We start from the raw sequence: 17,565 nt of genomic DNA on the forward strand, positions 1-17,565 counted from the left end.
GGAACCGGATTCAGCAAGGGTCGTTTGACACGTCTGCAGGTCCCGACACCCTAGGAACCAGTTCCCTGCGACGAAGTTAGCGTTCGCCAAAAGGGCTTGAGGCCGTGGCAAGGCGGTACAATTTCGGAGCTGGCGATGACGATCCTGAAATGGGCGCTGATCTTCTTACTGGTCTCGATCGTGGCCGGCGTGCTCGGCTTCACCGGCATCTCAGCCGCCTCCGCCGACATCGCCCGCTTCCTGTTCTATGTGTTCGTCGCGATTTTCCTGGTGCTGCTGATCCTGGGGCTCACGATCTTCAGGGCGTAGCGGGGCTCGCGTCAGCCATCGCTGCCGTCATGGCCGGGCTCGTCCCGGCCATCCAGGCCATCCGCGCCTGACCAAGAACGTGGATGCCCGGGCCTTCGCCTCGCCGAAGCGGCTTCGGCCGCGCAGGCGGGACAAGCCCGGGCATGACGAACTCTCAGCGGCTACCCCACTTCCTCGATCTTCACCTTATCCGGATAGAAGGCGAGATGACCGGAAATCTCGGTCATGGCGGGGAAGGGCGCCTCATAGGTCCAGATCGCGTTGTCCAGCGTCTTGCCGTCGGCCTTGACGCTGTAATAGCTGGCGTCGCCCTTGTAAGGGCAATGGGTGACCCGGTCGGTGCGCTCCAGCAGCGCCATGTTGGCGTCCTGTCGCGGCACATATTGTACCGCCGGATATTTCGCCTCTTTCAGCGTCAGCGCCTTGGTGGTCTCGGCGATCACGATATCGCCGGCCGTGACGCGGACGCGTCGGGGATTTGGGGTGATGGTGATGGGGTGGTCGGGCCCTGGAAGCTTCATGATTTCATGCCTTTTCGATCAGTCTGCCGCGCGCGGCACTTTGTCGTGGCTTTATCGCAATGGGATCACGGATATAGTGCCTCAAGGCGTGACGTAGAAGGCCGTTCACGCTAAGTTTGGCCCCGCCGGCGAGTTTGGCTTTGCAGATCCGCGACCCCCCGGCAGCGATTCGACGACAAGGCTGATTGCAGCCGAGACAGGAGCACGACCCGAATGCCAATGGACGCCCACGATATCGAGGCGATGATCAAGGCGGCGATCCCCGATGCCGAGGTGACCATCCGTGACCTCGCCGGGGACGGCGATCACTATGCCGCGACCGTGATCTCGGAATCCTTCCGCGGCAAGTCCCGCGTCCAGCAGCACCAGATCGTCTATCAGTCCCTGCGCGGCCAGATGGGTGGCGTGCTGCATGCGCTGGCGCTGCAAACCGGGGTCCCGAGCGCTTGATCTGATCGTGACGGGGGGATGACGATGGCTGCGGACAATCCGCGCGGCGCGATGTTTCGCGTCATCCTGCCGAACCAGCACAGCCGCGTCACCAATGCCGAGCTGTTCTTCGACCTGGTCTTCGTTTTCGCGATCACGCAGGTCTCGCACACGCTGCTGCACCATTTCACGCCGCTCGGTGCGGTGCACGTCGCGGTGCTGTTTCTCGCGGTATGGTGGGTGTGGGTCTACACCGCCTGGGTCACCAACTGGCTCGATCCCGAGCTGACGCCGGTCCGGATCCTGCTCTTCCTGATGATGCTGGGCGGCCTCGTGCTGTCGACGACGATCCCGACCGCGTTCGAGGGCCGGGGCCTGTGGTTTGCGATCGCCTACGCAACGATGCAGGTCGGGCGCACCGCCTTCTGGATGTTTGCAACGCCGCGGCATCGAATGCCGGTCCGGCACAATGCGATCCGCATCCTGACGTGGCTCTCGGTCTCCGCGATCTTCTGGATCCTCGGCGGCCTCGCCCATGACGAGGCGCGGCTATGGTTCTGGATCGGGGCGTTGTCGATCGAATATGTCTCGCCGGCGGTGCGCTTCTGGGTCCCGAAGCTGGGCTTCTCGTCGGTCGAGGCTTGGGCGGTCGAAGGCGGCCACATGGCCGAGCGCTGCTCGCTCTTCGTCATCATCGCGCTTGGCGAGGCCGTCGTCGTCAACGGCGCGACCTTTGCCGAGTTGGACTGGACCGCGGACAACATTTTGGCCTTCGTCTCCGCGCTGGTCGGCAGCATCGCGATGTGGTGGGTGTATTTCCACAAAGGCGCCGAGGCCGGCGCCGAGCGCATCTCGAAATCCGCTGAATCCGGCCGGTTGGCGCGGCTCGCCTATACCTATCTGCACATGCCGATTGTCGCCGGCATCATCCTGACCGCGGTCTCCGATGAGCTGGTGCTGAAACATCCGGTCGGGCATTCCGATATCAGGATCATCGTGAGCACGATCGGCGGTCCCTTGCTGTTCCTGGTCGGCACCATCCTCTTCAAGCACGCGATCCGCGGCTTCCTCCAGCTCTCGCACGGGATTGGCATCATCCTGCTCCTGGTGCTGTCGTGGTTCGCCGCGGAGCTCTCGCCGCTATGGCTCTCGGTCGCCGCGACAGTGATCATGATCGTTGTCGCGGTATGGGAGTCGGTCTCGCTGGGATCGACGCCGGGAGAAGCCGAAGAGCATTGAGCCGGCGTCAATTGGCCCGGAGCCTTTACTCCGCCGCCTCCAGCGCGTGCACCGAGAACATCTTCGCAGCATCCGTCCAGCTCTCGCGCACTTTCCAGCCGGCGCCTTGCGCCAGCGTCGCGAACCGGTCGAGGCTGTATTTGTAGCTGTTCTCGGTGTGGATGCTCTCGCCCGCGCGGAACGAGAAGCTGGTGCCGAGCAGGCGCACGGTCTGGCTCCTCTTGCTGATCAGGTGCATCTCGATGCGGTGCCGCTCGCGATTGTAGATCGCGCGGTGGGTGAAGGCGGAGAGGTCGAAATTGCCGCCGAGCTCGCGGTTGATCCGCACCAGCACATTGAGGTTGAAGCGCGCGGTGACGCCGGCCGCGTCGTTATAGGCATCGTGGAGCAGGCGCTCCTCCTTCTCGAGGTCGGCGCCGATGATCATCTGCGCGCCCCGGCCCAGAATAGCGCGCGCGCTCTTCAGGAAGGCCTGCGCTTCATGCGGTTCGAAATTGCCGATCGTCGAGCCCGGGAAGAACCCGACCTTGGGCATGGTCGCCACCGCCTTGGGCAGCTCGAACGGCGTGGTGAAGTCGGCCGCCACCGGGTAGATGCCGAGTGACGGAAAATCCCGCTTCAGGCCGTTTGCCTGCGCCGTCAGGAAGTCGCCGGAGATGTCGACGGGCACATAGGCCGCGAACTTGCAGTGGTTGAGCAGCAGCCGGACCTTTGTGGTCGCGCCCGCGCCGAATTCGACCAGGGCCGCGTGCTCCGGGATGATTTTCGCGATCTCGCTGCCGCGCTCCTTCAGGATCGCAAGCTCCGTGCGCGTCGGGTAATATTCCGGCAGCCGTGTGATCGCTTCGAACAATTCCGATCCGGCCGCATCGTAGAAATATTTCGGCGACAGCTTTTTCGGCTGCTGCGAGAGGTCCCCGATGGCCTCGCGGGCAAAGGCGGTGGTTTGTTCGTCGGGAAGATGGGCTTCGGCCAAAGCGCTGGCGTGCACATTCATGATACTCTCCTGAACGCGCTGTCCGGCGCGCATTTGTCGTCGGATGAGAATTTTACTCGTAGTCGGCGAGCCGCAGTCCCGTGAACTGCCAGCGGTGGTGCGGATAAAAGAAGTTGCGATAGGTGATACGGCTGTGCCCCTCCGGGGTCGCAAGCGAAGAGCCGCGCAGCACCAGCTGGTTGACCATGAACTTGCCATTGTATTCGCCGAGGGCGCCTTCGATGGCGCGATAGCCGGGGTAGGGCGAATACGAGCTGCGGGTCCACTGCCAGACGATGCCGAAGGCATCGTTGAGCTGGCCGGCGCGAGCCGCGACCTCCCACTCCATCTCGGTCGGCAGATGTTTTCCCGCCCAGCGCGCGAAGGCGTCGGCCTCGTAATAGCTGACGTGGCAGACCGGCGCGTCGGGATCGACCGGCTTGAGGCCGGCCAGCGTCATCACATGCCATTGGCCGTCGATTTCGCGCCAATGGCCGGGGGCGTCCCAGCCCTCGTTATTGACGGCCGCAAAACCGTCCATCAGCCACAGCGTTGCGGTCCGGTAGCCGCCGTCGCGCATGAAGGCGAGCCATTCGCCATTGGTGACGAGATTGCGTGCGAGCTTGACCGGGCCGACGAGGGCACGATGGGCCGGCTTCTCGTTGTCGAAATGAAAACTGTCGTCGACATGACCGACGGTGTGGATGCCTTCGTTCAGCGTCAGCCAATCGTCGCCGGCCGTCGTCGCAGTCGGGAAGCGCCAGTCCGGATCATAGGCCGGTGGGATCGGATTCTGCGCGAAGGCGTGCAGGATGTCGGTGACCATCAATTCCTGATGCTGCTGCTCATGGTTGAGGCCGACCTCGACCAGTGGCGCGATCTCGCGAAGCTTATCCTCGCCGGCGTCGCCGAAGAATTTCACGACGGCAGCGTCGACATGTTTTCGATAGGCGCCGACCTGATCGGCGCTCGGACGGGTGATATCGCCGCGGTGATTGCGGGAATGGCGCGGGCCGGCGCTGACGTAATAGGAATTGAACAGGAAGGCGAAGTCGGGATGAAAGGGCTGGTAGCCCGCACAGTGCTCGCCGAGCACGAACTGCTCCCAGAACCAGGTGGTGTGCGCCCGGTGCCATTTCGTCGGGCTCGCGTCCGGCATGGACTGGATCTGCTGGTCCTCCGGCGACAGCGGCGCGGCCCGGCGCTCGGTCTCGTCGCGGACGGCGAGAAACGCGTCTTCCAGCCTCTGGGCAAGGCCGCCCAAATCGGCCGACGGTGACGGGGCGGGGGCCGTAGCGGAGCCTTGTTTCGTCACGTTTTTCTCCAGACAGGACAAGAGAACGTTGTTGGCGTTGTCGGGTTCCAAAACGCCGGGTTCGTCCTAGATAGGGGCTCCGTGACGGTATGAAAGTCCTCCCCGGCGATGATATTCGTGCCATCATGCAATGGGCCGCTGCTGCCGAGAGCGGTCCGCCCAGGGGCCGCTCGCCGCCATTTTACTTTGGATGCACAACGGTTTGGGCTACATATATGGGGAGGGATCGGGTTAAATCGGCTGCGCCAGCCCGAAGCAATTGGAGTGGGCTCCGCCCCATAAGGACACGGATATGAGCATCGAGGAATTCATCGCTAACGAAGTGAAGTCGAACGACGTGGTTCTGTTCATGAAGGGTACGCCGCAATTTCCGCAGTGCGGGTTCTCCGGCCAGGTCGTCCAGATCCTCGACCACATCGGCGTCGGTTATAAGGGCCTCAACGTTCTCGAATCCGCCGAACTGCGCAACGGCATCAAGGACTTTTCGAACTGGCCGACCATTCCGCAGCTCTATGTGAAGGGCGAGTTCGTCGGCGGCTGCGACATTGTCCGCGAGATGTTCCAGGCCGGTGAGTTGCAGCAGCTCTTCTCCGAAAAGGGCGTCGCTGTCGCGGCCTGATACGTGACCGAGCTGACGCGCCGAATCGGAGGCGCGGAGCTCAAGGTCATCGTTGCTGACATCACCACGCTGAGCGTTGACGCCATCGTCAACGCGGCCAACACGTCGCTCCTGGGTGGGGGCGGCGTCGATGGTGCGATCCATGACGCTGCCGGTCCCGAGCTTCTAGCCGAGTGCCGGAAGCTTGGAGGATGCCCGACCGGCGATGCCAAGATCACGCCGGGCTACCTTCTCCCTGCGCGTCATGTGATCCATGCGGTCGGTCCGGTCTGGCACGGCGGCACTCGTGGTGAGGCTGAGGCGCTGCGCTCCTGCTATCGCCGTGCGCTTGAGCTCTGTGAGGCTAATCAGCTGACCTCCGTGGCGTTCTCCGCGATTTCGACCGGGGTTTACGGCTTTCCCGCCGACCAGGCCGCGACGATTGCGGTCCATGCGGCCATTGAAGCCCTGCCGGCCGCGCCGCTGGTGGTCGAGGTCATATTTTGTTGTTTCTCGGAAAAGAGCGCGGTTCTGCACGCGGACGCTTTGGCGCGGCACAGCAGCCCTTGTGCCGACTGACGTGGTCAGTACACTCCGCCGGGCCATGTTCCGGGGAGGGGATATGATTTCACAGTCTGGACTGCGTGCGCTGGTCTGCGCCGCGCTTGTGTCGTTGAGTGCAATGTCGTTCGCGCGGGCGGAGGGCACCTACGAGATTCCGGCCGGCGCGCATTTCAACAAGGACAAGCTCGCCAGGATCACCGAGTTCTTCAAGAACGAAGTCGCGACCGGCAAGATCGCTGGCGCAAACGTGCTCATCAAGCAACATGGCAAGCCGGTCTACCACGAAGTCTTCGGCGTGCAGGACGTGGTCAGCAAGGCGCCGATCACCGATAAGACGATCTTCCGCCTGTTCTCGATGAGCAAGGCGATCACTTCCGTGGTCGCAGTGAAGTTGATCGAGGAAGGTACGATCAAGCTCGACGATCCCGTCTCGAAATACATTCCGTCCTTCGCCAACGTGAAAGTCGGCGTCGAGAAGAAGGCAGAGGACGGCACCAAATCGCTCGAGCTCGTGCCGCCGAACCGGCCGATGACGGTGCACGATTTGATGACGCACACCTCGGGCGTCACCTACGGCTTCTACAGCGACAGTCTGGTCCGCAAGGCCTATCGCGAGGCCAACATCTATGCCGGCGATTTCGACCTCGCGGAGTTCGCCGAGCGCATCGCAAAACTGCCGCTGCACAACCAGCCGGGCGCGCTGTGGCAATATGGCCATTCCACCGATATCCTGGCCCGGGTCATGGAAGTCGCGGCCGGCAAGCCGCTCATCGAGATCGAACGGGAGAAGCTGCTCGATCCGCTCGGCATGGTCGACACCGGCTTCTTCGTCACCGATCCCGAGAAGCAGAAGCTGCTGGCGCAGCCGGTGCCGAACGACAGCGATTTCCGGGTCGGACGGATCAACGATCCGACGGTCGCCAAGAAAATCCAGTTTGCCAGCGGCGGTATGGTTACGACCATGGCGGATTATGAGCGCTTTACGCAGATGCTGCTCAACGGCGGCAGCCTCGACGGCAAGACGATTCTCAAGCCCGAGACGTTCAAGCTGATGGCGACCGACCAGATCGGACCCAAGTCGGGTGTCGATCGCGATTATTTCTACTTCCCCGGCGATGGTTTCGGCTTCGGTCTCGGACTTGCGGTCCGCACCGATCCCGGCAACGCAAAACCGCCGCCGCCCGGCGATCTCGGCGAATTGAAATGGGACGGCGCCTCCGGCTGCTATTTCGTGATCGACCCCAAGCAGGACATGTTCTTCGTGCTGCTGGAGCAGACCCCGACCGAGCGCCAGCGCGTGCAGCGAACATTGAAGCAGCTGGTTTATGAAGCGATGGAGAATTGACATGGTCGGGCGCCGCGCATTGATCGCGGCGCTCGTCCTTCTCGCCGGCGGCATCGTTGCAAAGGCAGGCTCGGAGAGACCTGAGGTTCGCACGCTCTCGCCCGCGGGGCTGGCGAAGGTTTCGGACTACATCCGCAACGAGGTCGCCACCGGCAAGATCCCCGGCGCCATCCTGCTGCTTCAGCAGCACGGCAAGCCGGTGTATTACCAGAATTTCGGCGTCCGCGACGTCGCGACCGAACTCTCGATGAGCGTCGCAGACACGATCTTCCGCCTCTACTCGATGTCGAAGCCGATCACCTCCGTGATGGCGATGATGCTGGTCGAGGAGGGCAGGCTTTCGCTCGACGATCCCGCCTCGAAATACATTCCGGCCTTTTCCGGCATGAAGGTCGGTATCGAGAAAAAGGCCGAGGACGGCAAAGTCGCCCTGGCGCTGGAGCCGCTGGAGCGACCAATCACGATCAAGGATCTGCTGCGCCACACCTCAGGGCTGCCTTACGGCTATTACGGCGGCGGTATGGTGCGCGAGCTCTATGCGGACGCCAATCTCTTCAACAGCAATCTGACCAACGCCGAATTCGTCGCCAAGATCGCCACGCTGCCGCTGGTCGAGCAGCCCGGCACGGTGTGGGACTACGGCTATTCCACCGACGTGCTCGGCCGCATCGTCGAAATCATCACGGGAAAGACGCTGCTGCAGTTCGAGAAGGAGCGGCTGCTCGATCCGCTCGGCATGACCGAGACGGCTTTCTTCGTCGCCGATCCCGCCAAATTCCCGCGCATCGCCGAGCCAATGCCGGAGGATCGCTACATCAATCCGACGACGCAGCTCCGCGACATCAGGCGGCCGGCGACATGGGAATCGGGCGGCGGCGGCATGGTCGGTACCGTCGGCGACTACGCCCGCTTCGCCCAGATGCTGCTCAACGGCGGCACGTTTGAGGGCCGGCGCTATCTCAAGCCAGAGACCATAGCGCTGATGGCCTCGGATCATATCGGGTCGGAGACGAAGATCGCGCGCGACCAGAACTATTATCCGGGCGGATCTTCCGGCTTCGGTCTTGGCTTCGCCGTGCGCACCTCGGTTCCCCCTGGAACGGCGTGGCCGCTCGGCGAATATCGCTGGGACGGCGTTGGCGGTACGTTCTTCTTCATCGATCCCGAGGACGATCTGTTCGGGATCTTCATGGTGCAGACCCCGACGCAGCGCGGCCGGATTCAATTGGCGCTGAAGACGCTGATCTACCAGGCGATGGGGCGGTAGCCTTTTCGTCTAGCCCCGCTGTGGTAGCCCGGATGGAGCGAAGCGCAATCCGGGACCGCTGCCGATGTCGCCCCGGATTTCGCTGCGCTCCATCCGGGCTACGGGGCTACAGGACTTACGCTCCGCGCACGATGTCGCGCACGTAGCCGATCGTCTCCTCGATCTGGCTCGCATTGACGTCGAGATGCGTGCAGGCGCGAATGCGGCCGTCCATCATCGCAAGCGTCACGCCGCGCTGGCGCAGTGCCGCGACCATCTTGTCGCCGGGAATGCCGGCTCCATCGGGCTTGAAGAACACCAGGTTGGTCTCGGGCTCCTGCACCTCGACGCGAGGGATCTGCGACAGACCGCGGGCGAGCGCGCGCGCGTTGGCGTGATCGTCGGCGAGCCGGTCGACGTGATGGTCGAGCGCGTAGATGCAGGCCGCCGCGCAAATTCCGGCCTGCCGCATCGAGCCGCCGAGCCGCTGCTTCCACTGCCAGACCGCATCGATGAAGGCGCGCGAGCCCGCCAGCACGCCGCCGATCGGCGCGCCCAAGCCTTTCGAGAAGTCGATCCAGGCCGAATCCCACCCCCCGGTCATGTCACGCGGGGAGATGCCGCTCGCGACAGTGGCGTTGAGCAGGCGCGCGCCGTCCATGTGAGTGACGAGGCCATGTTGTTTCGCGATCGCGACGATCTCGTCGAGCGCGGCTTTCTTCCAGATCGTGCCGCCGCCGATATTGGCGGTCTGCTCGACGCTGACCACCGTCTGCGGCGGCTGATAGCGGGTGCGTGGATGCAGCGCTTTGCGGAACGTCTCCGGCGTGAACTGGCCGTCGGGTCCCTTCAGCTGCGTGACCTGGAAGCCGCCGATCGCGGCATGCGCGCCGCCTTCGCGCGCGATAATGTGGGCGCTCTCGTGCGCGAGGATCTCGTCCCCGGGACGGCAATGCACCAGCGTCGCGGTGACGTTGCACATCGTGCCCGACGGCATGTACACGGCGGCTTCCTTGCCGAGCAACTCGGCGACGCGCTCGCACAGGGCGTTCACGGTCGGATCGTCGCCGACCTGCTCGTCGCCGACCTCCGCCCGCGCCATCGCCTCGCGCATCGCAGGTGTCGGCTTTGTCTGCGTGTCCGAGAGCAGATTGATGCGCACCGGCGGCGCTTTGGGGTCGATCGGGGGAGGGGTGTAGAGCATGGTTGGTCTCGTCATTTCATCTAGTCGAATCGTTGCGACGTATTGCGTGCGTTTCTCAAGGACCTGAACTACCACGAGAACGTTGAGTGACGCGCTGTCGCGCGGCGAGAAGGATTTCGTCTGGCGTGTCGGCCGTAAAGATATTGCAATCAGGCAGAGCGAGCAGCCCCTGATATCGGCAGATCTGCTAGTCGCGGGAGAGGGCATCCCATGCTCGAAGCGCCGCTTTAGTCGGCGCTGCCGAAGGCAGAGTGTTGGCGAACTGGTCGGCCGTGCGAGACATCGAAGGCATGCTATCAAACAAAAAGGCCCCGGAAAACCGGGGCCTTTGAGCGATTGATCTGCCGAACTATCAGCGCGAATAGAATTCGACGACCAGATGCGGCTCCATCTGCACCGGGAACGGCACGTCGGAGAGGTGCGGGATGCGAATGTATTTCGCGATCATCTTGCCGTGGTCGACTTCGAGATAATCGGGGGTGTCACGCTCGGAGAGCTGGCTGGCTTCGAGGACGTGGGCGAGCTGCTTGGAGGCTTCCTTGACCTCGATCACGTCGCCGATCTTGACCAGATAGCTGGAGATGTTGACCTTGCGGCCGTTCACCTTGACGTGGCCGTGGTTGATGAACTGGCGCGCGGCGAAGATCGTCGAGACGAACTTGGCGCGGTACACGACCGCGTCGAGACGGCGCTCGAGCAGGCCGATCAGGTTCTCGCCGGTATCGCCCTTGAGGCGGCTGGCCTCGACATAGATGCTGTGGAACTGACGCTCGGAGATGTTGGCGTAGTAACCCTTCAGCTTCTGCTTGGCGCGCAGCTGCACGCCGAAGTCGGAGAGCTTGCCCTTGCGGCGCTGGCCGTGCTGGCCGGGGCCGTATTCGCGGCGGTTCACGGGGCTCTTCGGGCGGCCCCAGATGTTCTGGCCCATACGGCGATCGAGCTTGTACTTCGCCTCACTGCGCTTAGTCATCGCGTCCTCTTCAGGTACATGGTTTGAGGAAACGCGCCCTCCTGTGTGACGGGCTAGCCCGGCACTGACAGGTCCGATCCCAAAGCTTAAGGGACAGGACCACGGGTCGCGAAACGCTTCGCGGGCCGAAATCGGCCCGCGAGCAAGCGGCTTTTAGGGGGATTTGGGGCTCGCTGTCAATGCGGATGGCCCGGAATCACGTCCCGACCGCCCGGATCGGCTTCGACCCGGCCGCACGCAGTTCGGCAGCGATTTCAGTGTTAAGGACCTGTTCCAGCCGGGTCAGGACCCGGGCGATCGGGGCGGCGTCGGTCACCCGGTGATCCCAGCGAATCACGACATGGATGGTCTGGTCGGGCCCGACCACCCCATAGCTGACGATGAAGGGGCCGGGCGTGATGGGGTGAAGCTCGCCGCCGCCATAGGCTGCCACCGAGCTCACCGCGAAGCTGCCGAACCAGTTGCCGCGCTGCCGGCCGAATTTCAGCCCGATAGCCCAGGACAGCCGCCGCAGCGGCAGCGGCAGACGGGTCACCCGCATGATCTTGCGGAACATGGGAATTTCGTCGATCGGGGCGGTCTTGGCGCGCCGGATCTCGGCGTCGACCGCAGCCAGGGTCATGGCCTCGGGAGCCACGATTCGCTGTGGGATCACGCATTCCTCGCCGCCCTCGACCCGGGCAATGGCCACCGACGCCACGCTCTTCGGCAGCTCGTAGAGCGACGGCCAGGGCCATTTGGCATAGACGGTACGCAGGACCGGCTCGTCCCTGGCGACGAGGGCAAAAGCCTTGACGAACATGGCCGCCCAGCCGGCTGGCGCCATCGCGCCGGCGCGGGCCTCCAGCAGGCGGCCGATATCGAGCGAACGGGACAGGGACACGAAGGGCACGCCCATCGAGGCGTGCATGAGGTCGACAATCAGGCGACGCGGCAGCGAAATGGTCTTGGACGTCCCGCGCATCGCTCTTTGGTTTCCCCTGATTAAAGTTTGCGCAGCGAGCGGGGTTCCCGCTCGCCGCCTGCTCTAGCACGAACCAACCCGCGTGGGGCCGGTCGGTTCGCCGCATCAGGGCGCCGGCGAGGCCAGCGGCTTGGTCTTGTCGACGACGTAAACTCCAAGCACTTTCATAGCCTTATCGCCGTGGGCTTTGGCGTCATGCACGACGCCTGCCGGGATCTGGTAGGAATCGCCGGCCTTCAGCGTCTTTTCCGGCTGCCCATCGATGAGGAGATTGAGCTCGCCTTCGAGCACGTAGCCGGTCTCGATGCCAGGATGGGTATGGCGACCGGCCGCGCCGCCCGCCGGGACTTCCGCGATGGCGGTGATGGTGTTGTAGCCATCCGGAAATTCGACCTTCTGGAGCGGGGTGCGCTTGATGCCGGGCTGCTGGGCGTAGGCCGCGAAAGCGACGGCAGTGAAGGCGAGAACGAGCAAAGTCTTTTTGAGCATGGTTTTTTCCTCCCTGGAACGGCCGACCCTAGCAGCGCCGTGGATCCCGGCAAGACTCCGGCAAGACTCAATGGCTAGCGCTTGATTCCCTCGAACGCCGCCATGATGCCGCGCTGGAATAGGGACCAGTCGAAGCCGAGCGCGATCGCGCGGTAGCCGCGGTCGACCAGAGCGTTGGCCTGGTCTGCGGTACGCGCCACACCGCCGATCGGCACGCCGCTTCTGAGGATGCCAGCCTCGGCCCGCGCCACCAGCTCCAGCAATTCCGGATCGTCCATCTGGCCGCGCTTGTTGATGGAAGTTGCGAGATCGCCGGGGCCGATCACAGCGACGTCGATGCCGGGCGTGGCCATGATCTCGTCGATATGGTTGACGGCGTCGACGTGCTCGATGGTGATCATGCAGATCATTTCGTCGTCGGCGCTGGCCATGTAGTCCGGCATCGACTGGCCCCAGCGGAATGGCGCATGGAACGGACCCCAGAGCCGATCGCCGCGCGGCGGATAGCGCACGCTGCGCACCGCTTTCTCGGCCTCCGCGCGGTTGGTGATCATCGGGAAATTGATGCCGAAGGCGCCGATGTCCATCGGTGCCTTCGCAAGCCATGGCTCGTTCGCCGCGATCCGCACCAGCGGCGTGCACGGTGTGCCGGTGGTGGCCGCGATCATCGCATGTGCTTCGGTCAGTCCAATCGGGCCGTGCTCGAGATCGACGATGATCCAGTCGAGCGAGCGCGCCATGATCTGCACGGTCTGCACGCTCGGGATCGTCGCGATCGCGCCGAAGGCGGGGCGACCCTCGCGCCAGAGCTGGCGGAGACGGTTGAGCGGCGTTGCGGAGACCGACATGGGAAGAACCTGCAGGAAACGACGACGGCGGAGCCTAGCAGCGCGCCGTCGAGGCGCAAGGTCAGGCTGGAATGCGGCCGCCGAAGAACGGCATCAGCACGGCCGAAAGGCCATGCACGCGGTTCGAGGTGAAGATCATCTCGGCGCCGGATTGCGCGATACCATCGGTGTGCGGGCCGAGCAGATCCGAGACGCGGCGGGCGATCGCGGGCGCCGGATCGATCCAGTCGACCGGCCAGGGGGCCAGCTTTCTCAGCCGGTCGAGCAGCAGCGGGTAATGCGTGCAGGCGAGCACCACGGTGTCGGTGCGTGCGCCTGCGTCGCCGGCATCGCCGACGAAACACGGGGCGAGCTCGGCGAGGATGGCGTCGTCGCTGACGGGAGAGCCGTTGAGCTCTGCTTCAGCCAGCGCCGCCAGCTCGGGCGAGCCGACCAGCGTCACCTCGCAGCCTTGCGCGAAGTCGCGGATCAGCGTTTTGGTGTATTCGCGCTTCACCGTGCCCTTGGTGCCGAGCACCGATACCCGCCGGCTCCTCGACTGCGCGCAGGCCGGCTTGATCGCCGGCACCGTGCCGACGAAGGGCAGGGAATAAGCGGCGCGCAGATGCGATAGGACCAAGGTGGACGCCGTGTTGCAGGCGATGACGACGAGGTCAGGATCGTGCGTGCCGATCAATTCCCCCATCAGCGGCACCACGCGGGCGATGATCGCGTCCTCGCTGTGGTGGCCATAGGGGAAGAAGGCGTCGTCCGCGACGTAGACGTAATGCGCATCGGAGCGCGCGGCCACGACCTCACGCAGGACCGTGAGCCCGCCAAGGCCGGAATCGAACACCAGAATCGTCGGGGATTTGGTCACGTGAACACTCTAGCCCGACATGGTTACCATTCGGTTTTTGGGGCGGTTTTGCGGCAGGGGCGCTTAGGGCTAATTTGCAGCGATTCGATTTCGCGATTGCCGCATGGGTCCCCGTATCAGCTGCCGTACTGCGGTGCGGATAGGGGCAGGCCCGCAAAACTCCGGAGAGCCGACATGATCAGAAATACCAGTCACGGCTGGGGCATCATTTCCCGATGGCTGCACTGGAGTCTGGCGCTGACCATCATCGGCATGATCGGCTTCGGGTGGTGGATGAACCACATCCCGGCGCGTCCCGACCGCTTTTTCTACCGTTCGATCCACGCCGATATCGGCTATGTGATCCTGCTGCTCACCGTGCTGCGCCTGGTGTGGCGCCTCGTCAACCCGACGCCGACCATGCCGGCCGAGACCTCGCGCTGGCAGAAGGTCGCGGCCCATATCAGTCATGGCGCGCTCTACCTCGCCGTCATCGTCGTCACCATGTTCGGCTGGGCACATTCCGGTGCGCACGCGCCTGATTATTCGAACTTCTTCGGCCTGTTTCACGTGCCGCAATTCACCGCTCCCGACCGCGCGGCGGCGGGCGCCTATGAAGACCGCCACATCCTCTTTGCCTATGTGCTGCTCGCCTTGATCGCGGTTCACGTGATCGCCGCCCTGTGGCACTACTTCATCCGCCGCGACCGCGTCGTGGCGCGGATGGTGACGGACGAGGCGTAGTCGCAACCGCACCTGTGCGTTCTCGTGGCACATCCCAAGTTCTGCTTCATGTCTTCAGGAGGCCTCATGCTCACCGTCCATCATCTCGGCAAGTCGCAGTCCGAGCGTATCGTCTGGCTGTGCGAGGAGCTGGGAATTCCCTACGAGCTGAAGCGCTATACGCGCGATCCCGTCACGATGCTGGCTCCGGCCGAGTACAAGGCGCTGCATCCGGCTGGTACGGCGCCTGTGATCACCGACGGCGAGCTGGTGCTCGCGGAATCCGGCGCTGTCGTCGACTACATCGTTGCAAAATATGGCAACGGACGACTCGTGCTCGGTCCCACTGATCCTGCCTTCGCGCAGTTTCTGTATTGGCTTCATTTCGCCAATGGCACCCTGCAACCCGGCATGGGACGGATGATGATCCTGAGCCGGCTGGATCTCGCCAAGGACAATCCGACCCTGCTCGCGATGAAGGGGCGTCTCGATCGGGCCTACGATCTTCTCGACGCAAGGCTTCACGAGGCCGAATATCTTGCGGGCAGCGCCTTCACGACCGCCGACATCATGACGGTGTTCTCACTCACCACCATGCGCTACTTCCAGCCCTATGACCTCCAGCGCTGTCCCAACGTGGCCAAATATCTCGGCCGCATCAGCGCGCGGGCGGGCTATCGGCGTGCGATGGAGAAGGGTGATCCGGGCATGGCGTTGCTGCTGAGCTGAGCGGCGACGCGCACTCGATCACGCAATCCTGTTCGTGGTGGCCGCCCGCTCGGACGCCAGCTGATTCTGCAACCGATCGATGTTCTGCAGCAGGCGCTGGCTGGTCAGCACCAGGAAGTAATAGCCGAACTGCGGATCCTGGAAGTAGATCTCGAGCAACCGGTCATAGGTAATCGTCAGCACCTGCCCGTCTTCGATGCATTCAATCGTTCCAGTGCGCCGGTTGCCCGGCGTGAGGAAGCCGAGCTCACCCATCAGCGCGCCCGGCATGATCTCGATATTGATCTCCTTGACCAGGAACTTGCCGGTGACCGTCAGGAGCATCTCCTTGGCTGGATCGCCGAGTTTGAAGAGCGTGTCGCCGCGGCGATATTTGCGTTCGGTCATGAACGGCTTGAGCCATTCGATCGACATGTCGCCTTCGGCCGCATGGCGCGCCTTCTTGACGAGTTTGAGCATCTGCCGCAGGCGCAAGGCGTTGATGGGTAGCAGCAGGAGATAGAGCAGGAAGGTCGAGACGTTGGCGGAGAGCGCGCCGAAGACGGCGAAGAACGCGCAGCCGATCATGTTGGCGACGCGCAGCGGCACCATGGTCCGCATCAGGAGGGTGGCGACGAAGAAGCCGGCCCCGACCGCGGCGAACATATTGGCCAGCGTGATGTTCTGGACGAAGATCTCCAGCATCCGATTGAAGATCGAATCATAGGTGACGTTGTTCGGATCGAGGCCCATCTGGACCAGGATCTTCGCGATCCTGAGGTTATCCGTCGCCGCCTCGAGAATGCGGTCGAGGATCGACGAAATGTCTGCGCTGCCGGACGGCATGGTACTATCCCCGCGTAAGGCCTTCAGTCACGGTCGTATTCTCGACACCTATAGCCGAAATCGAACGACGACCGCTTGAATGAAGCTTTCGGCCGCCGTGCCGCAAGAGGCAAATTTTAGCCTGATCGGGCGTTTCGGCAATTGCCTGTTTGGCGGTGTGTATGGCCGTGGCCCGCCCGCGATTCGGGGCCCACCGGGTACGAGCCTCGGCGTTGTGGACCTCGGCGCCGGACAGGGCGGGCGGGACCAGACGAGGGCGTGGGCGATCCCCGCCTTAGGGTTTGGCGGCGGGCTGCACGACCTGCTGCTCGACCAGGCCGAGGTGCCCGGGCAGCGAACCGGCGCGCAGCAGCATGGCGACGCTGTTTGCTTCCTCCAGGGTGAAATTGCCGGAGATCTGGCCCGAGCCGCCGGTGATGGGCTCGCGGATCACGGGAGCGGAGATCACCTTGCCGTCGAGCACGATGGCGAAGGGCTTTGCGATATTCTCTTCGGTGATGTGGGCAAAACGTCGCGTGCCGCGGCCGTTGAAGCGGAACGAGGCGATCGGCTCTTTCGTGGCGTTCGCAAACCCCGGGCCCGCATAGCTGATGTCGTCGCCGTCGAGCACGCTGTCCTTGGCGACCAGATAAAGGCTCTTGTCCTTGAAGCCGGGCAGGACTTCCGTGCCAGCCGGCGGCGTGCCGGCTTGCGCCTGCTCAGGCTGCATCGAGAGGTCGATCAGGCGGAAGCCGACCTTGACCCTTCGGGCGAAGACTGTGGTGACACGCTCGGGCTCCATCACACCGGGCAGGAAGATTCGGATACGGTCGGTCCCATCGGGCTGGACGCTGGCGAGCTGGACGCCGGCCTCCTTCAGACGCTGCTCGATCATGGCGATGGCATCTTCGACGAGTTCGTGCAACCGCGCGGCGGATGCCGCATTGGTCGGCGCGAGCCTGACCAGTCCGTCGCCGCCGTCGGTCACGGCGAGTGCATGCGACGGCAATCCTTCCGCGGCCGACGCCAGCTTGCGTGCGAGTTGCTCGCGGCCCTTGACGTCGGCAATCTTCAACTCGACGCCGCCGTCGCGGATCGTAAGACCGGAGAAGGCGATCTTGCCCTCGCGCAGGGTCTTGTAGACGTCGTCGCGCAAATCGGTGACGACGCTCTCGCGCAGGCCATCGGTGTCCACCTTGTAGACGATGCGCGATCCGCCAAGCTTCTCCATCTTGTCGCTGATGAAGGCCGAGATCTTGGCGCGCATCTTGTCGATCTGGCCGTCCTCGGCGTGGGCCGCGCGGGGCAGAGCGAACGCCGGTGTCAAGATCGCCGCTGTCATGGCGAACGCGATGAACAGCCGGGTGGCGCAATCCCGCGAGGGCGTAGTCATGATCACCTCAAGTCTTGCGGCAGGACGCTGGCAACGGAGCTGGCAAGCATGCCGGCATGTG

At 63.7% G+C, this 17,565-nt stretch carries 20 protein-coding genes; 9 read left to right on the top strand and 11 right to left on the bottom strand.

Annotated elements, in window-relative coordinates; translation table 11 throughout:
• The first annotated feature begins 135 nt into the window (after positions 1-135).
• Positions 136-309 carry a DUF1328 domain-containing protein gene (locus ABIC03_RS11995; protein ID WP_007602280.1) on the top strand — a complete coding sequence of 58 codons (174 nt, stop codon included), beginning with the start codon at positions 136-138 and terminating at the stop codon, positions 307-309.
• A gap of 161 nt (positions 310-470) precedes the next feature.
• Here the strand turns inward: ABIC03_RS11995 and ABIC03_RS12000 are convergent, their stop codons facing one another.
• Positions 471-830, bottom strand: a complete 360-nt coding sequence (locus ABIC03_RS12000; protein WP_027567668.1) for a DUF427 domain-containing protein — start codon at positions 828-830, stop codon at positions 471-473.
• Between the two features lie 213 nt (positions 831-1,043).
• On the opposite strand from ABIC03_RS12000, the gene ABIC03_RS12005 reads away from it, so the two are divergent.
• Both ABIC03_RS12005 and ABIC03_RS12010 read left to right on the top strand, forming a co-directional pair.
• On the top strand, positions 1,044-1,280 hold the full coding sequence (locus ABIC03_RS12005) for a BolA/IbaG family iron-sulfur metabolism protein (RefSeq protein WP_354058257.1): 237 nt from the start codon (positions 1,044-1,046) through the stop codon (positions 1,278-1,280).
• 24 nt (positions 1,281-1,304) lie between these two features.
• Complete coding sequence (locus tag ABIC03_RS12010; RefSeq protein ID WP_354059629.1) at positions 1,305-2,498, top strand: low temperature requirement protein A; 1,194 nt, start codon at positions 1,305-1,307, stop codon at positions 2,496-2,498.
• 25 nt (positions 2,499-2,523) lie between these two features.
• Here ABIC03_RS12010 and egtD read toward each other — a convergent pair whose 3' ends face one another.
• Entirely contained in the window at positions 2,524-3,495 is a 972-nt protein-coding gene (gene egtD / locus ABIC03_RS12015) for an L-histidine N(alpha)-methyltransferase (RefSeq protein WP_354058259.1), read from the bottom strand.
• A 52-nt stretch (positions 3,496-3,547) separates the two neighbouring features.
• The gene (gene egtB, locus ABIC03_RS12020; RefSeq protein ID WP_354058261.1) at positions 3,548-4,840 is read right to left on the bottom strand and encodes an ergothioneine biosynthesis protein EgtB; all 1,293 of its coding nucleotides are present in this window, start codon (positions 4,838-4,840) and stop codon (positions 3,548-3,550) included.
• 241 nt (positions 4,841-5,081) lie between these two features.
• Between egtB and grxD the strand changes: the two genes are divergently transcribed.
• Genes grxD through ABIC03_RS12040 form a run of 4 tightly spaced genes read left to right on the top strand, consistent with a single transcriptional unit; the run spans position 5,082 to position 8,563 of the window.
• Positions 5,082-5,408: a Grx4 family monothiol glutaredoxin gene (grxD, locus tag ABIC03_RS12025; RefSeq protein WP_063995769.1), complete on the top strand. Its 327-nt coding sequence runs from the start codon at positions 5,082-5,084 to the stop codon at positions 5,406-5,408.
• Between the two features lie 3 nt (positions 5,409-5,411).
• Positions 5,412-5,966: an O-acetyl-ADP-ribose deacetylase gene (locus tag ABIC03_RS12030; RefSeq protein WP_354058263.1), complete on the top strand. Its 555-nt coding sequence runs from the start codon at positions 5,412-5,414 to the stop codon at positions 5,964-5,966.
• Positions 5,967-6,009: 43 nt separating this feature from the next.
• The gene (locus ABIC03_RS12035) at positions 6,010-7,296 is read left to right on the top strand and encodes a serine hydrolase domain-containing protein (RefSeq protein ID WP_354058265.1); all 1,287 of its coding nucleotides are present in this window, start codon (positions 6,010-6,012) and stop codon (positions 7,294-7,296) included.
• 1 nt (position 7,297) lies between these two features.
• On the top strand, positions 7,298-8,563 hold the full coding sequence (locus tag ABIC03_RS12040) for a serine hydrolase domain-containing protein (RefSeq protein ID WP_354058267.1): 1,266 nt from the start codon (positions 7,298-7,300) through the stop codon (positions 8,561-8,563).
• 115 nt (positions 8,564-8,678) lie between these two features.
• Here the strand turns inward: ABIC03_RS12040 and ABIC03_RS12045 are convergent, their stop codons facing one another.
• The 6 genes from ABIC03_RS12045 to murI all read right to left on the bottom strand — a co-directional run bounded on the left by ABIC03_RS12045 (position 8,679) and on the right by murI (position 13,876).
• On the bottom strand, positions 8,679-9,746 hold the full coding sequence (locus ABIC03_RS12045) for a threonine aldolase family protein (RefSeq protein WP_354058269.1): 1,068 nt from the start codon (positions 9,744-9,746) through the stop codon (positions 8,679-8,681).
• 352 nt (positions 9,747-10,098) lie between these two features.
• Positions 10,099-10,716, bottom strand: coding sequence for a 30S ribosomal protein S4 (gene rpsD / locus ABIC03_RS12050; RefSeq protein WP_275170081.1), 618 nt, complete (start codon positions 10,714-10,716; stop codon positions 10,099-10,101).
• 196 nt (positions 10,717-10,912) lie between these two features.
• On the bottom strand, positions 10,913-11,680 hold the full coding sequence (locus tag ABIC03_RS12055; protein ID WP_354058271.1) for an acyltransferase: 768 nt from the start codon (positions 11,678-11,680) through the stop codon (positions 10,913-10,915).
• Positions 11,681-11,785: 105 nt separating this feature from the next.
• On the bottom strand, positions 11,786-12,169 hold the full coding sequence (locus ABIC03_RS12060; RefSeq protein ID WP_354058273.1) for a cupin domain-containing protein: 384 nt from the start codon (positions 12,167-12,169) through the stop codon (positions 11,786-11,788).
• Positions 12,170-12,243: 74 nt separating this feature from the next.
• Positions 12,244-13,017 carry an HpcH/HpaI aldolase family protein gene (locus ABIC03_RS12065; RefSeq protein ID WP_354058275.1) on the bottom strand — a complete coding sequence of 258 codons (774 nt, stop codon included), beginning with the start codon at positions 13,015-13,017 and terminating at the stop codon, positions 12,244-12,246.
• Positions 13,018-13,078: 61 nt separating this feature from the next.
• Complete coding sequence (murI, locus tag ABIC03_RS12070) at positions 13,079-13,876, bottom strand: glutamate racemase (RefSeq protein ID WP_354058277.1); 798 nt, start codon at positions 13,874-13,876, stop codon at positions 13,079-13,081.
• Between the two features lie 174 nt (positions 13,877-14,050).
• Between murI and ABIC03_RS12075 the strand changes: the two genes are divergently transcribed.
• Positions 14,051-14,599: a cytochrome b gene (locus ABIC03_RS12075; RefSeq protein ID WP_354058279.1), complete on the top strand. Its 549-nt coding sequence runs from the start codon at positions 14,051-14,053 to the stop codon at positions 14,597-14,599.
• A gap of 66 nt (positions 14,600-14,665) precedes the next feature.
• Positions 14,666-15,307, top strand: a complete 642-nt coding sequence (locus ABIC03_RS12080) for a glutathione S-transferase family protein (RefSeq protein WP_354058281.1) — start codon at positions 14,666-14,668, stop codon at positions 15,305-15,307.
• An 18-nt stretch (positions 15,308-15,325) separates the two neighbouring features.
• Here the strand turns inward: ABIC03_RS12080 and ABIC03_RS12085 are convergent, their stop codons facing one another.
• Together ABIC03_RS12085 and ABIC03_RS12090 are read right to left on the bottom strand one after the other, a co-directional pair.
• Positions 15,326-16,132 (bottom strand): Crp/Fnr family transcriptional regulator, encoded by an 807-nt coding sequence (locus ABIC03_RS12085; RefSeq protein WP_275170088.1) that lies wholly within the window; start codon positions 16,130-16,132, stop codon positions 15,326-15,328.
• Positions 16,133-16,406: 274 nt separating this feature from the next.
• A complete protein-coding gene (locus ABIC03_RS12090) occupies positions 16,407-17,504 on the bottom strand; it encodes a SecDF P1 head subdomain-containing protein (RefSeq protein WP_354058283.1) in 1,098 nt (365 codons plus the stop codon).
• Between the last annotated feature and the right edge of the window lie 61 nt (positions 17,505-17,565).

The sequence above is a fragment of the Bradyrhizobium sp. RT6a genome, from assembly GCF_040547675.1.
Classification (GTDB): domain Bacteria; phylum Pseudomonadota; class Alphaproteobacteria; order Rhizobiales; family Xanthobacteraceae; genus Bradyrhizobium.